The organism is Streptomyces sp. NPDC001380 (assembly GCF_042895785.1).
Taxonomy (GTDB): domain Bacteria; phylum Actinomycetota; class Actinomycetes; order Streptomycetales; family Streptomycetaceae; genus Peterkaempfera.
Map to the genome: position 1 here is coordinate 1 of NZ_JBIAWP010000046.1, position 12,579 is coordinate 12,579.

The following is a 12,579-nucleotide window of genomic DNA, read 5'->3' on the forward strand; positions in this document are numbered from 1 at the left end:
TCGGCGCCGCGCGCCGCGAGCAGCACCGCGGCCTCCGCGGTGTCCAGGGCGACGCCGTCGCGGGCCCGGCGCAGGGCCCGCCGCACGGCGCTGGAAGTGGGCATGCCGGATGTCGATGCCTGCTGGGAACTCGTCATGGTGCTCGGTGGCTTCCTACGGGTGCGGATGCCGCGTGCGGGAGGTGTCGCCGACAGGCGAGTACCCGCAGACGGTGCGGAGGGAGGACGGGAGGGGGCGGAGGCGGGTGGCCGTGCTGAGCAGTGCGAGCGCGGCGCCGAAGGTGAAGCCGGCCCGGATGCCGTACCCGTCGACCACCAGGCCGCCGGCGAACGAACCCGCGGCCAGCGCGATCTGGCTGACGCTGACCAGAAGGGCCATGCCGCTCTCGGGGTCCTCCGGGGTCGTGCGCGTGATCGACGTCTGCAGCACCAGCGGGACCGCACCGAATGCCGCACCCCAGACCATGACGAGCGCGACGACCGCGGGTGCCGCGCCCGACAGAGGGCCGAGGAGGACGGCCACGGCCGCGACCAGGGCCGTCGCGGCGACGTGCACCGTCCGCAGGCTGCGGCCGATGGCGGCGCCCGCGGCGAAGTTGCCGGCCAGCCCGGCCACCCCGTAGGCCAGCAGGACCGCCGTCACCGTGGCAGAGCCGAAGTGCGCCCGGTCCTCCAGGTAGGGGGTGAGGTAGGTGTAGGCGGCGAAGTGCCCGAGGAAGATCAGCGCCGCGCCCAGCAGGGCGGTCCGCGGACCGGGCCTGCGCAGGGCGGTGGTGAGCGTCGTCAGGCTGACCGCTCCGCTGGCCGGCAGTGCGGGCAGCCTCAGCACCAGGGCCGTGAGTGCGAGGAGCGAGGCGCCCGCGGCGAGGAGGAAGGCGGTCCGCCAACCCGCGAGGTGGCCGACCAGTGCGCCGAGCGGCAGACTGACGACGGTGCCGGCCGAGATCCCGGCCGTGATCAGGGCGGTGGCCCGGTGGGCTGCGCGGGTGGGCACCAGCCGGACGGCGACTCCGGCGCCCATCGCCCAGAATCCCCCCACGCCGACTCCCAGCAGGACCCGTGCCGCCGCCATCACGGCCATGTCCGGGGCGCAGGCCGCCAGGATGTTGGAGGCCGCGGTCAGCAGGGCGAGCATGACGAGCACCCTGCGCCGGTCCAGCCGCCCCGAGGCGACGGTCAGCAGGGGGGCGACGACCGCGGCCGTCAGGCCGGGTGCCACCACGACCAGGCCGACGGTGCCGAGGGACACGTGGAGATCAGAGGCAAGGGCGGGCAGCAGCCCGATCGGCAGGAACTCCGTCAGCACCAGGACGAAGCACATCAGCGAGACGGAGGCGACCGCCGGCCAGCCGCCCTGCGGCGCGTGCCGGCCATGTACGGGGGCCGGCTGAGGCTCCCCTACGACCGGCACCGCACTGGAAGGACCGTTCATGCTCTCTCCTGGAGGGGGTGGATGTCGCGGACCGTGCCGCACCGTGCGGTGCCGCTGGGTGGACGGAGTGCCTGACCAACGGTCCGACCCGCTCTGACCGGGTGGGCCGCCGGCCAGACCGGGAGGGGGAGGCACCGCATGTCCGAGGTGACGATCCACGCCATCCGGTCCGAGGCCGAGGCCGCCGGTCCGCCGCCGGCCACCGCGCACCGGGATGCGCTCGACCACCGGCCGATCGGGCACCTGGTCGACCGGGCCGTGGCCGAGGACCCGGACCTGGGCCGCGCCGGCGGACTGCTCCCGCAGCTCGTCAGGGAGATCCGCGGGTCCGCCCTGGAGGGCCGGCTCGCCGACCGCCCCGGCTGCGAGGGGCACGACCCGTCCGGCGCCGGTTGCAGGCACTGGACGACCCGGGGGCGGGCGGCCCTGAACGCCTCCGGGACCGCCTTCGGGAGCCGCCTCTCCGCAGGCCGCTGATCATCGGCTTACCACGAGGTCTGCACCGAGGTCTGCACCGTTGATCCGGCCCTCCCGCCGGGCGCGCTGCACCGGACCGCAGGGACCCGTGGACGAGTGCGTGAGAGTTTCCCGTGGGGGTCGAATGCGTACCGGAGCCGCTGGATCACCGCGCAGACCGTGCAGCCGGTCCGCCACCCGGATCCGTCCCGGCCTCCGGGTGAGGCAGGACGGATCCGGGTGGCGGACACTCACCGGTGACCCGTCAGACGGGGGGCAGCGGGTGCTCCGTCGGCGGGGTCAGGCCAGGGTGCGGGCGAAAGCCCGGATTTCCCCGGCGAACAGGGCCGGCTGTTCGAAGGCGGCGAAGTGGCCGCCGGCCGCGATGCTGTCGTTGAAGTAGCGCAGGTTGCTGTAGGCGCGCTCCGCCCACACGCGCGGGGTGCTCACCAGCTCCCCGGGGAAGACGCTGACGCCGACGGGCATGCCGAGCACGGTCAGTTCGTGGTTGCTGCGGTAGAACTCCCAGTACAGTCGCGCCGAGGAGGCGCCGGTCCCGGTGAGCCAGTACAGCGTGATGTCGTCGAGCATCTCGTCCCGGGTCAGGACCTGCTCCGGGTGGTTGTGGCTGTCGGTCCAGTCGACGAACTTCTCGTAGATCCAGGCGGCCAGTCCCGCAGGGGAGTCGTTCAGGGCGTAGCCGACGGTCTGCGGGCGGGTGGCCTGCTCGGTGAAGTACCCGGCGTAGACCTGGTTGAACTTCTGCTGCTGCGCGATGGCCGTCTGCTCCGCGGGGGTGGGGTTGTCCACGGGAAGGCCGCCGGTCAGCATGAACTCGGGCAGGTTCAGGTGGACACCGGCCAGGCCGGCCGGCTTGAGCTTGCCGACCTGGGTGGCGACGCTGCCGCCCCAGTCGCCTCCCTGGACGATGTACTGCTGGTAGCCGAGGCGCTCCATGAGCGTGACCCAGGCGCGGGCGATGCGCTCGGTGTTCCAGCCGGTCGTCTCGGGCTTGTCGGAGAACCCGTAGCCCGGCATCGAGGGGATCACGACATGGAACGCGTCCGCGGCGGTGCCGCCATGGGCCTCGGGATCGGTCAGGGGGCCGACGGCCTTGAGGAACTCCACGACGGAGCCGGGCCAGCCGTGGCACAGCAGCAGCGGCCGCGCGTGGGCGTGGCGGGAGCGCACGTGCAGGAAGTGGATGCCCAGGCCGTCGATCTCGGTGCGGTACTGGCCCAGGGAGTTCAGGCGGCGCTCCAGGCGGCGCCAGTCGTAGCGGGTACGCCAGTGCTCGAGCAGTGCGGCCACCGGCTCCCGCTGCGCGCCCTGCGAGTTGTCGGGCACGGTCTCCCGCTCAGGGAGCCGCACCTGGTCCAGACGGCGGCGCAGATCCTCCAGGGCGCTTTCGGGCACCTGCAGGTGGAAGGGCTGGACGGCCTCGGTGGCGGGCGGAAGGACGAGGTGCTGGACCGGCGCGGCGCCGGCCGTCGTGACGTCGGCCGACGCGCTGTTCGCGGTCAGCAGGGCGGCAGGAGCGGCCGTCGCAGCCCCGACGATGGCTGCGGTCCGCAGGATGCCGCGGCGGGAGAAGCGGTGACGGTTGCCCGCGGCCGGGTTGTTCTGGGGTGTTTCCTTGCTCATCAGGGGGTCTCCTTGTGCGGGGGGTGGGGGGCACCCGTCGTATCGCGCGGCGGCGGTGGGGTGGGTGCGGTGCGCCCGGGGCGCGTGGGGTGCGGCGCGTGGGCCGGCTGTCGCGGCGTCCTGGCGGGAAGGGCAGAGACGCGGCGGCAGTTTTATATCTTTCAATATAAAACTAGGTGCTCTCCCGTCTCCGGTCAAGCGGCCGGAATCTGCTCCGGTGGGCCGGGGGGCCGGGACGCCGTGTGCCGGCCGGCCACGGGAGGGCCGTCCTCCGGCCTGCGGGGGGCAGGTGGGGGGACCGGAGGGTCGGCGGAGAGCGCCGACGCCACGTCTGCCCGGAGGTCCGTGCCGATGTCCCGGAGCTCCTGCAGCTGCCCGTCGGCCGAGGCGTGCTGCCACGCCTTGCGGACGATGCCGCGCGGGTGGAGGTCCTGCAGTTCCAGGTCGGCGAACTCGGGTCCGAGCTGTGCGCGGAGGTCGGTCCGGGCGCTGTCGGACAGGGTCCGGATCCTGCGCAGGATCCGGGTGGCGTCGGCGACGAGTCGGGGGATCTTGTCCGGGCCCAGGACGACGGTCCCGAGGATGACGAGGGTGAGGAGCTCAAGTGGGCCCATGCCGAGGAACACGGTGGCCTCCTGCGAACGGGTGCGGCCGCCCGGTTCGTGCCGGGCGCGTCCTGCGGATGTCGGTGGGTGCGGGGCTCGGCGCCATGGGCGGCGGCCGCATCAGCGGCGGCCGCGCGCAGGCGCTGCGGGCGCCGCAGGCGGTGCGGCACCAGGCGTTTCATGGGATGCCGTGTCCTCCGTCGCCGCGCGGGCGCGGCGGCGCCGGTCGGCGCACCAGGACACCGCGCAGGCGAGGAGGTACAGCGCGGTGATGGGGACCGCGAGCAGCAGCATGCTCAGCGGATCGGTGCTGGGCGTCGCGATGGCGGTGAAGGCGGTGATGCCGAGGACCATGGGGCGCCACCAGCCGGCCATGCGCCGCGCGCTGAGCAGGTCGATCAGATTGAGCATGACCAGGACGAGCGGCAGTTCGAAGGAGGCCCCGAACACCAGCACCATGCGGGTCGCCAGGTCGAGGAAGTCGTCCACCGGGAGGATGTTCGTCGCCTTGTCCGGGGTGAAGGACAGCAGGACCCGTGCCGTGGTCGGCAGGACTGCGTAGGCGAATGCCGCGCCGATGAGGAACAGGGGAATCCCCGTGGCGAGGAAGGCGACGGTGTACTTCTTCTCGTGGCGGTGCAGACCCGGCGCCAGGAAGGCCCACAGTTGGTAGAGCCACACGGGACTCGCGGCCAGCACGCCGGCGGCCAAGGAGACCTTCATGGCCAGGGTGAACGGGCTCAGCAGCCCGTTCACCGCGATCAGGCCGCAGTCTCCCGCGCTGCCGGGTGAAGGCGCACATCCGGGCAGGGGCGCGATGGCGATGCCGATGAGCTGCTTGTAGAACAGCCCGGCCACCAGGGTGGTGACGACGATCGCACCCACGGCCCTGGTCAGGCGGCTGCGCAGTTCGCGCAGATGGTCCGCCAGGGGCATGTGGCCTGCGGGCTGGGATTCTGCCGTGAGCGGCGGAGAGGTCATGGCGCTACCTGGCCTGTGCCGGGCGCGTCAGGCCGCTTCGCGGCCGGTGCCGTGGCTGCGGAGGGATCCGGCACCGGTCGGCCGCTCCGGGGACAGAGGGGAAGCAGGCGCCTGCCCGGAGTCCTCGGGGCGCGGGTCGCGGGTCGCGTCGTCGGTCCGCAGGGCCTTGGTCTCGCTCTTGAGGATGCGCAGGGACTGCCCGAGCGATCGCGCCATGTCGGGCATGCGTTTGGCGCCGAAGAGCACGACGACCACAACCAGGATGAGCAGGATTTCCGGAGTTCCGATCTTGCCGAACACGATGGTTCCTTTCGCTGGGGATGCCGGGGGAAGGCGGGGGCGGATGCGCCGGGAGGGGGCCGGCGGTGGACCGGGGGACGTCAGGAGGCCCGGCTTCGGGTGGCCCGCTGGCCCGCCGGTAGGGCATCGGCGGTCTCAGCGGGCCAGGGCCGAGAGCTCCCGCCACTGGGGCAGGGGGAGGGGGGAGTCCGAGCCGAGGACGTGGAGGCAGACGTGGTCTGCTCCGGCCTGGTGCTGGGCGCGGACCCGGCTGCCGATGGTCTCGACGTCCCCCCAGGCCACGAGGCTGTCGATGAGGCGGTCGCTGCCGCCGTCGGCGAGGTCCTCCTCGGTGAAGCCCTGGCGCAGCAGGTTGCGGGCGTAGTGGTCCATGGACAGGAACATGCTGACGAAGCCGCGGGCGGTGGTACGGGCCGCGGCGGGGTCCCGTTCGAGGACGACGGCCTGGTAGGGGGCCAGCAGGGGCTGGGGTCCGAGCAGCGCGCGCGTGGCGGCCGTCTGCTCGGGGGTGATCAGGAAGGGGTGGACGCCCGCGGTGCGCTGTCCGGCGAGGCGGGTCATCTTGGGGCCGAGTGCGGCCATGAGGCGTTCGCCGGGCGGGACGGGGGCCGGGGCCTGGTCGAGTTCGTCCAGGTAGCGGCCCATGTCTGCCAGAGGGCGGTAGTCGTGTCCCGCCTCGCGGGCGGCGGCCGGATCGCTGACGCCGAGTCCGAGGAGGAGTCGGCTGCCGTAGCGCTGCCGCAGTCGTGCGTGTCCGGCGGCCATCTCGGCGGCCTTGTGGCGCCAGATGCTGAGCACGCCGACCGCGACCTTGGTGCTGCCGGTGGCGCTCAGGAGGCGCTCGGAGTCGCCGAGGATGTCGCCGCCGCCGAGGCCGGGGATCCACAGGGCTCCCCAGCCCATGGCGTCGAGTTCGGCGGCGGCGTCCCGGATCTCTCCGGGGTCTGCGGTCCGCAGTTCGATGCTCCAGATTCCTGTGCGTCCCACGTCCATGCTGTGTGTCCCGTCTGTACTGGTCGTGCGGGCTGGTTGGCCGTGGCGGGCCGGACGCGGCGCGGCGGGCGGCGTTCGCCACAGGGGTGAGGGGGTGGGGGCGGTGCGGCGGTCGCCCGCCGCACCCGCCCCCTGCACCGGGGTGCGTAGGCTGGGGGTGGTCAGATCTGGTTCAGGCCGCCGTCGACGAAGAGCTCGACGCCGGTGATGAAGGTGCTCTGGTCCGAGGCGAGGAAGAGCGCGGTCGAGGCGACCTCGTCCGGGCGGCCCATCCGGCCCAGGGCCACCTGGCTGGCGAAGAAGCCCTTGACCTGCGCCCTCTGCTCGGGGTCGGGGAGGAGGCCGTCGATGCCGGGGGTCTCGATCGGGCCGGGGCTGACGGCGTTGACCCGGATGGCGCGGCCCTTGAGCTCGTTGGCCCAGGTGCGGGAGAAGGAGCGGATGGCGGCCTTGGAGGCGGCGTAGACGCCGAAGGCCTCGGCGCCGGCGGTGCCGGCGGTGGAGCTGGTGAGGATGACCGAGGCGCCGTCGTTCAGCAGCGGCAGCGCCTTCTGGACGGTGAAGAGCGTGCCGCGCACGTTGCTGTTGAAGGTCTCGTCGAAGTGCTGCTCGGTGACCTGCTCCAGGGTGGAGAAGGTGCCGCCGCCCGCGTTCGCGAAGAGGACGTCGATGCGGCGCCCCTGCTCGGCGACGGTGGCGTAGAGCCGGTCGAGGTCGGCCAGGTCCGACACGTCACCGCGCACGCCGGTGGCGCGCGGGCCGATCTGCGCGACGGCGGCGTCCAGCGCCTCCTGGCGGCGGCCGGTGACGAACACGTGCGCGCCCTCGGCGGCGAAGCGCTGCGCGGTGGCCAGGCCGATGCCGCTGGTGCCGCCGGTGACGATGGCCGTCTTGCCGTCAAGCTGTCCCATGGTGGTGCTCCGAATCAAAGTGAGTGCGCGGCCCGAAGGACTCGGACGCGCGAGCCGCACCGCCTGGGCCCGCATGGCGGGCAGCCCGGTGATGCCGACTGTTTTCTAGTGGTCGATACAAAACTAGGTCGACCGCGGGGCCGTGTCAAGCGGATGCTTTGCCGTCCCGTGCTGCGGCCGGGGGGATCGCCGCGGGGAAAGGTAACACTTGTTGTTACACCAAGCGTCGGGGTGCAAGGGGGCCCTTCAGCTCAGCCGCAGGTTCGAGCAGGCGGGTCAGAGTCCGTCGGGCCCCCGCTCCCGGGCATGGTCCGTCCTGGCGCGGCGACGCGGCGGGGGCCGGGCTCGTTCGCCTCTTCCGGTCCGGTTTCCGGGGCGCCGGGATCGCCCGGCCCGTGGTCTGCGGCGGCTGGCCGATCGCCGCTCGGCCCAGGCGGTCCCGGCCCCCGCGCCGGACCGGGCACCCCGGCAGGTGGTGAGGCCGCCGTCGGACGGGCGGTGCCTGCGGCCCGCTGGTGCGCGGTTTCCCGGTCCTTGAGGACGGCGCCCCGGCCAGATCCCGGTCCTGTCCGGGACGGGGCAGGGCTGCCGGTGGTGTCGTGCCGAACCGGGAGACGGGGGGAGGCGGGGAGGGAGCGCGCGGGCCCAGGGGGGCTTCCGCGCCGGCGCACCTCGCAGGGCCGTCCCCGGCGCGGGGGATCGCCCCCCCGCACCTCGCGGCACGCAGCCGCACCCGCCGCATGTCCTGCCGAGCCGTCAGGAGCGTTTCAGGAACGCAGTTTCGACGAGGGGGGCGACGCCGGCCGGCGGTGAGCGGGCGGCCGCTGCCGCCGGTCCTGTGCACGGGCGGCCGGGGGAGGCGTCCCTGCGGGTGGCGCGGCCGGAGGTCCGGGCCCTGGTCGCGACGCGGGTCGCCGCCCTCCTCAACGTCGCCGTCGCCCTCGGCACCGGCATCGAGGGCGGCAGGGTGCCGACCGCGGCCGCCGCCCTGGCGGGCGTCCTGCCGGCCGAGTCGTCCGTGCTGGCGCCGGCCGCGCTGCGCACGGTCCGCCTGCCCGCCTGGGCCGGGGCGGCGGACACCGCGGTGAGCTGCGCCGCCCTGGCGGTCAACGCGCTCCTCGTGCCCGGTCCCGACGTGCACATCTGGGGCTTCTTCGCGTACCCGTACACGCTGGTCGCCTCGTGCGCCTGCGGGCTGCTGCTGCACGGCGGCCGGCGGGTGGGCGCCGCGTCGGTCGTCCGTGCCCGCCGTCCTCGTCACCGTCCTCGCGCTGACCGCGGCGGCCTGCGTCGTCGTCCTGACCGGTGCGCTCGGCCCGCGCGGCGGCCACGAGGGGCACGAGGGGCTGGAACACCACTTTGCCCCCGGCCTCCAGGGTCACCGCAGGCCGGACGCCGACATGCAGGTCCGCATCGGCGGTCCGGCGGAACCCCGGTGCGAGCAGGAGGCGGCCGGCCAGGTGTTCCCTGTCACGGTCACGGTCCGCAACGCCGGTCCCGTGTCGTGGAGGACGGACGACCCGTCCGGGACGGACCCCCAGCCGAGCCTCACCATGGCCTTGGCGGACGCCGCCTCCCACCGGGTCCTCACCGACCGGATGCCGGTGGCCGGCGACGACGGGAGCGGACCGCCCTCCTGCACGGCGCTCGAGACGCGGCAGAGGGAGGACCTGAGGCCCGCGGTGGGACAGCAGGTCACCTGGGCGGTCGAGTTCCCCGTCGCCCAGCGCGCGGCCCGGGACGACGACCTCATGGTGGCCTTCAGCGACGTGGCCGGGGGCACGGTCTCCGCGACCTGTGGGACTTCCGCCTCGACGGCACCCACCAGCGTTCCCGCACCAGCGTCTCCCCGGACGGCAGTGCGGCCCCCGCGACACCCGGTGCGGACGCCGGTCCCCCCGGCGCGACTGCCGCCCCGCCGGCCCTCGACGCGGCCACCGGCCTGGGGGCCGACGTCGGCGTGGAGCGCCCGGCCGGACGGCACGTCCGACCGCAGCCGCCCCGAGTGGATGTCCTTCAGCGACCGCTTCGCCTACCCGGACGGCCCCGGCATCCGCGTCGTGGACGCCGTCACCGGCCGCGTCACCGCCACCGTCCCGGAGCCCTCGGGCGCGGACGACAACACCCTGCAGTGGCAGCAGGGCTACGTCCGCGGCACCGAGGTGATCGGGTTCACCTACCGCGCGACCGTCCCCTCCGACGGCCTCACACCCGAGCGGCACCACACCGTGGTCGACACCCACGGGCTCGACGGGACCCGGATCGGCACGTTCACCTCCGACGACGACAAGGGCGACGCCCAGTTCCTGAACGGCTGGATCGTCACCACCGACAAGGCCGCCGGTACGACCGCGATCCGCGATCCGCGGCGGCGGGCGGTGCTCAGCGTCCCCACCGACGCCAGTGGGCGGGACGTCCCGAACTCCCTCGGGGTGTACGACATCCAGGCCGGGCGCTGGGCGTTCGTCCACACCAGGACTGCCTCCGACGCCCGGACCCTGGCGGTCCACGACCTGGCGGCCGGGGGGGCGCCGGTGGGACCTGACCCGGGCGGCGCCGGCAGGATCCCGGTTCGACCCCGACGTCTCCCCGGCCGTGTGGGGGGTCATGGGCGGCCATGCGGTCCTCCAGTGGGAGGACGGCCCGCTGTACGACTACGACGTGCGCAACAGGCGCGAGATCGGCAGGATCGGGGACGCCGAGACCCTGCACCTGACCTGGGACGCCGACCACGACCGGGTCTACGCCGTCGAGCGGGAGCGCGCATACGCCTACGACCTCCGCACGGGCCGCCGTCTGTGGCAGCAGCCCGAGGGCCAGCTGACCTTCCGCCCCGAGACCTTCATCGGGGGACGGCTGTACGGATCGGTCGGGGTGCCCAGCGACGTCGGGAGCATCATGCAGGACGGCCGGCCCAACGGCATGGTGCTGGACGCCGCGACGCAGCGGGTGCTGGCCAAGGAGCAGTCCTTCCGGATCCAGGGCGTCAGCGGCAACGGCTTCGCGGCCGTCCGCTTCGACCGGCCGGACAGCCAGGACTCCGGGGGCGACGCCCACGACGTCTACGCCGTCCACCGGGCCGCCCCGTCCGCTGCAGCGCCTTGACCCGTCCGCCTCCGCCTGGGAGGAGCGAGGCCGCCCCGGCCCACGTCGGCGGCCGAGGCCGTCCTCACCCGGGGGAGGCTGCACCGAACGTGCCGGGTGATGCCCGCCGACCAGGGGCGGACCCGGCTCGACGGCGGAAGGGTCTGCGGCACGAGTTCTCAGGGTGCGGCTGGTGGCTGGTCGCGGCCTGCACGCCTGTCCTGGTGTGCGTGGCAGGGCTCAAATGGCCGGCGTGGGCCCTGGGCCGGGTGAAACCGACGGAGGCCGGGGTCCGGGGACGCCTTGGGTGTCCGGGGTCCTGCTGCCGTGGACGGCTCCTGGCAGTGCCGGTGAGGTTCAGGGCAGTCGGCCGGGGGGCACCTCCGGCCGGAGGCCGGGGAGTGCGGCCGCAGGCCGACCGCTGTCGGCGCGTCCCGATCCGGCCGTGCCGCGCGACCGGATCGGGACGCAGCAGCCGCAGCGCGGAAGCGGTGCGGGTCCGGCCCGGACGGGTGGACAAGCGCGCGAAGCCCCCGGGGGAGAGGACGGCCCGTGGCCGACAGCCGGTCGGGCAGGGGCTTCGCCCTCCCGCCGGTCCACGTCCGTGCCCCACAGCCTGGGGGAAGGGCTCGGCGGCGGAGGCTTCCCCGCCCTTCGGCGAGGAGGGTCCTCCGAGGTGTGAGGCCTCTTCGCTGTTCCCGGGCACCGGCTCCGGATCGAGGCCGCGAACGGCACGGACCGCCCCCACCGGGCCCTCCGGGAGATCCGTGGGCAGGCCGCAGCGCCCGTTAGGGTGGGCCGTCGACGCCGAGGGACGGCGTCGACGGTTCACGGAACGGAAGGTTCGGACATGGCGGAGAGCCGGGTCGTCTACGGCTGCATGGGTCTGGGCGGGAGCTGGGACCGCGGGCCCTGGACCGCCGCCGACGTGGACCGGGCGCAGGCCGCGGTCGAGGCGGCGCTCGAGTCCGGCATCACCGTCTTCGACCACGCCGACATCTACCGGCACGGGAAGGCGGAGGCCGTCTTCGGCGAGCTGCTGGCCCGCGAGCCCGGCCTGCGGGACCGGATCACGCTGCAGACCAAGTGCGGCATCCGGCTGCCCGAGGGGGACGGGATCGGCCGGTACGACCTGCGCGGCAGCAGCATCGTGCAACGGGTGGAGGAGAGCCTCGGCCGGCTGCGCACCGACCACCTGGACGTCCTGCTGCTGCACCGTCCCGATCCGCTGGCGGACCCGGAGGACGTCGCCGAGGCACTGACCTCGCTGCACCGGCAGGGCCTGGTCCGGCAGTTCGGCGTCTCCAACATGAGCGCCCCCCAGATCGCCCGGCTGCAGAAGCCGCTGGAGCTTCCCCTGGTGGCCAACCAGCTGGAGATGAGCCTGCACCGGCGCGACTGGCTGGAGAGCGAGGTGCAGGTCAACACCGTCGCGGGGGCCGGTCTCGGCTTCCCCGTCGGCACGGTGGAGTACTGCGTCGAGAACGGGGTGCGGCTGCAGGCGTGGGGTCCGCTGGCCAGGGGCCGGTTCACGGAGAACCCGGAGACCGAGGCCGACCGGGCCGCGGCCGAGCTGGTGCGGGTGCTCGCAGAGCGCCACGGCACCACCCCGGAGACGATCGTGCTGTGGTGGCTGCAGCGCCACCCCGCCGGGATCGTCCCGGTCATCGGCACCAGCAGGCCCGAGCGGGTCCGGGCGTGCCGCGATGCGGCGGGAGAGGAGCCCGCGCTCACCCACGAGGAGTGGTACCAGCTCTGGGTCGCCGCCCGCGGCGAGCCGCTGCCCTGACCTGCCGTGCGTTCGTGATCCGTCCCGCTGCCTCCGGCACCGTGCGGTCCGGCGTCGGCGCCGAGGCCGCCGTCGTGCAAGGGCGACCGGACCCGTCGCTGACGCCGGCCCGGGCGGGCGTGCGGGTCCGGCCCCTCCGCGCCGCGGTGCCGGTGGCCCTGCGGGCCGGCCCGGCCGGCGGCGCGCGCAGCTGTTCAGCAGGCGTCTCCAGCGGTGCCCCTCCAGGGTGGGGGCGGCCCGGAGCCATCGACGGCAGGTGGTTCGGACCGCAGTGTGCTCCGCGGGCTTGCGGCGGGTCGCGGTGTGCTGTGTCGCCGGGGGGTCCGGGGCTGTTTTCGGTGGGGAGCTGCGGGGGGTGTCCGGGGCGGCGGGGGGCCGGGTGTCC

At 74.3% G+C, this 12,579-nt stretch carries 11 protein-coding genes; 3 read left to right on the top strand and 8 right to left on the bottom strand.

What is annotated here, in order from left to right; translation table 11 throughout:
- Positions 1-153: 153 nt before the first annotated feature.
- On the bottom strand, positions 154-1,431 hold the full coding sequence (locus tag ACFY07_RS28070) for an MFS transporter (RefSeq protein WP_390872359.1): 1,278 nt from the start codon (positions 1,429-1,431) through the stop codon (positions 154-156).
- Between the two features lie 138 nt (positions 1,432-1,569).
- Here ACFY07_RS28070 and ACFY07_RS28075 point away from each other — a divergent pair, with 138 nt between their 5' ends.
- Complete coding sequence (locus ACFY07_RS28075; protein WP_390872360.1) at positions 1,570-1,908, top strand: hypothetical protein; 339 nt, start codon at positions 1,570-1,572, stop codon at positions 1,906-1,908.
- 279 nt (positions 1,909-2,187) lie between these two features.
- On the opposite strand, the gene ACFY07_RS28080 is transcribed toward ACFY07_RS28075, so the two are convergent.
- The 7 genes from ACFY07_RS28080 to ACFY07_RS28110 all read right to left on the bottom strand — a co-directional run bounded on the left by ACFY07_RS28080 (position 2,188) and on the right by ACFY07_RS28110 (position 8,431).
- Positions 2,188-3,531, bottom strand: coding sequence for an epoxide hydrolase family protein (locus ACFY07_RS28080; protein ID WP_390872361.1), 1,344 nt, complete (start codon positions 3,529-3,531; stop codon positions 2,188-2,190).
- 194 nt (positions 3,532-3,725) lie between these two features.
- Positions 3,726-4,157, bottom strand: coding sequence for a Sec-independent protein translocase TatB (locus ACFY07_RS28085; RefSeq protein WP_390872362.1), 432 nt, complete (start codon positions 4,155-4,157; stop codon positions 3,726-3,728).
- A 99-nt stretch (positions 4,158-4,256) separates the two neighbouring features.
- Positions 4,257-5,117, bottom strand: coding sequence for a twin-arginine translocase subunit TatC (gene tatC / locus ACFY07_RS28090; RefSeq protein ID WP_390872363.1), 861 nt, complete (start codon positions 5,115-5,117; stop codon positions 4,257-4,259).
- A gap of 27 nt (positions 5,118-5,144) precedes the next feature.
- Positions 5,145-5,417, bottom strand: coding sequence for a Sec-independent protein translocase subunit TatA (gene tatA / locus ACFY07_RS28095; RefSeq protein ID WP_390872364.1), 273 nt, complete (start codon positions 5,415-5,417; stop codon positions 5,145-5,147).
- Between the two features lie 135 nt (positions 5,418-5,552).
- On the bottom strand, positions 5,553-6,410 hold the full coding sequence (locus tag ACFY07_RS28100; protein ID WP_390872365.1) for a TIGR03620 family F420-dependent LLM class oxidoreductase: 858 nt from the start codon (positions 6,408-6,410) through the stop codon (positions 5,553-5,555).
- A gap of 161 nt (positions 6,411-6,571) precedes the next feature.
- Positions 6,572-7,321 carry an SDR family NAD(P)-dependent oxidoreductase gene (locus tag ACFY07_RS28105; protein ID WP_390872366.1) on the bottom strand — a complete coding sequence of 250 codons (750 nt, stop codon included), beginning with the start codon at positions 7,319-7,321 and terminating at the stop codon, positions 6,572-6,574.
- Positions 7,322-8,077: 756 nt separating this feature from the next.
- Positions 8,078-8,431 (bottom strand): hypothetical protein, encoded by a 354-nt coding sequence (locus tag ACFY07_RS28110; protein ID WP_390872368.1) that lies wholly within the window; start codon positions 8,429-8,431, stop codon positions 8,078-8,080.
- A 1,497-nt stretch (positions 8,432-9,928) separates the two neighbouring features.
- Here ACFY07_RS28110 and ACFY07_RS28115 point away from each other — a divergent pair.
- Both ACFY07_RS28115 and ACFY07_RS28120 read left to right on the top strand, forming a co-directional pair.
- Entirely contained in the window at positions 9,929-10,426 is a 498-nt protein-coding gene (locus ACFY07_RS28115) for a hypothetical protein (protein ID WP_390872369.1), read from the top strand.
- Positions 10,427-11,255: 829 nt separating this feature from the next.
- Entirely contained in the window at positions 11,256-12,194 is a 939-nt protein-coding gene (locus ACFY07_RS28120) for an aldo/keto reductase family oxidoreductase (protein ID WP_390872370.1), read from the top strand.
- Positions 12,195-12,579: the final 385 nt, after the last annotated feature.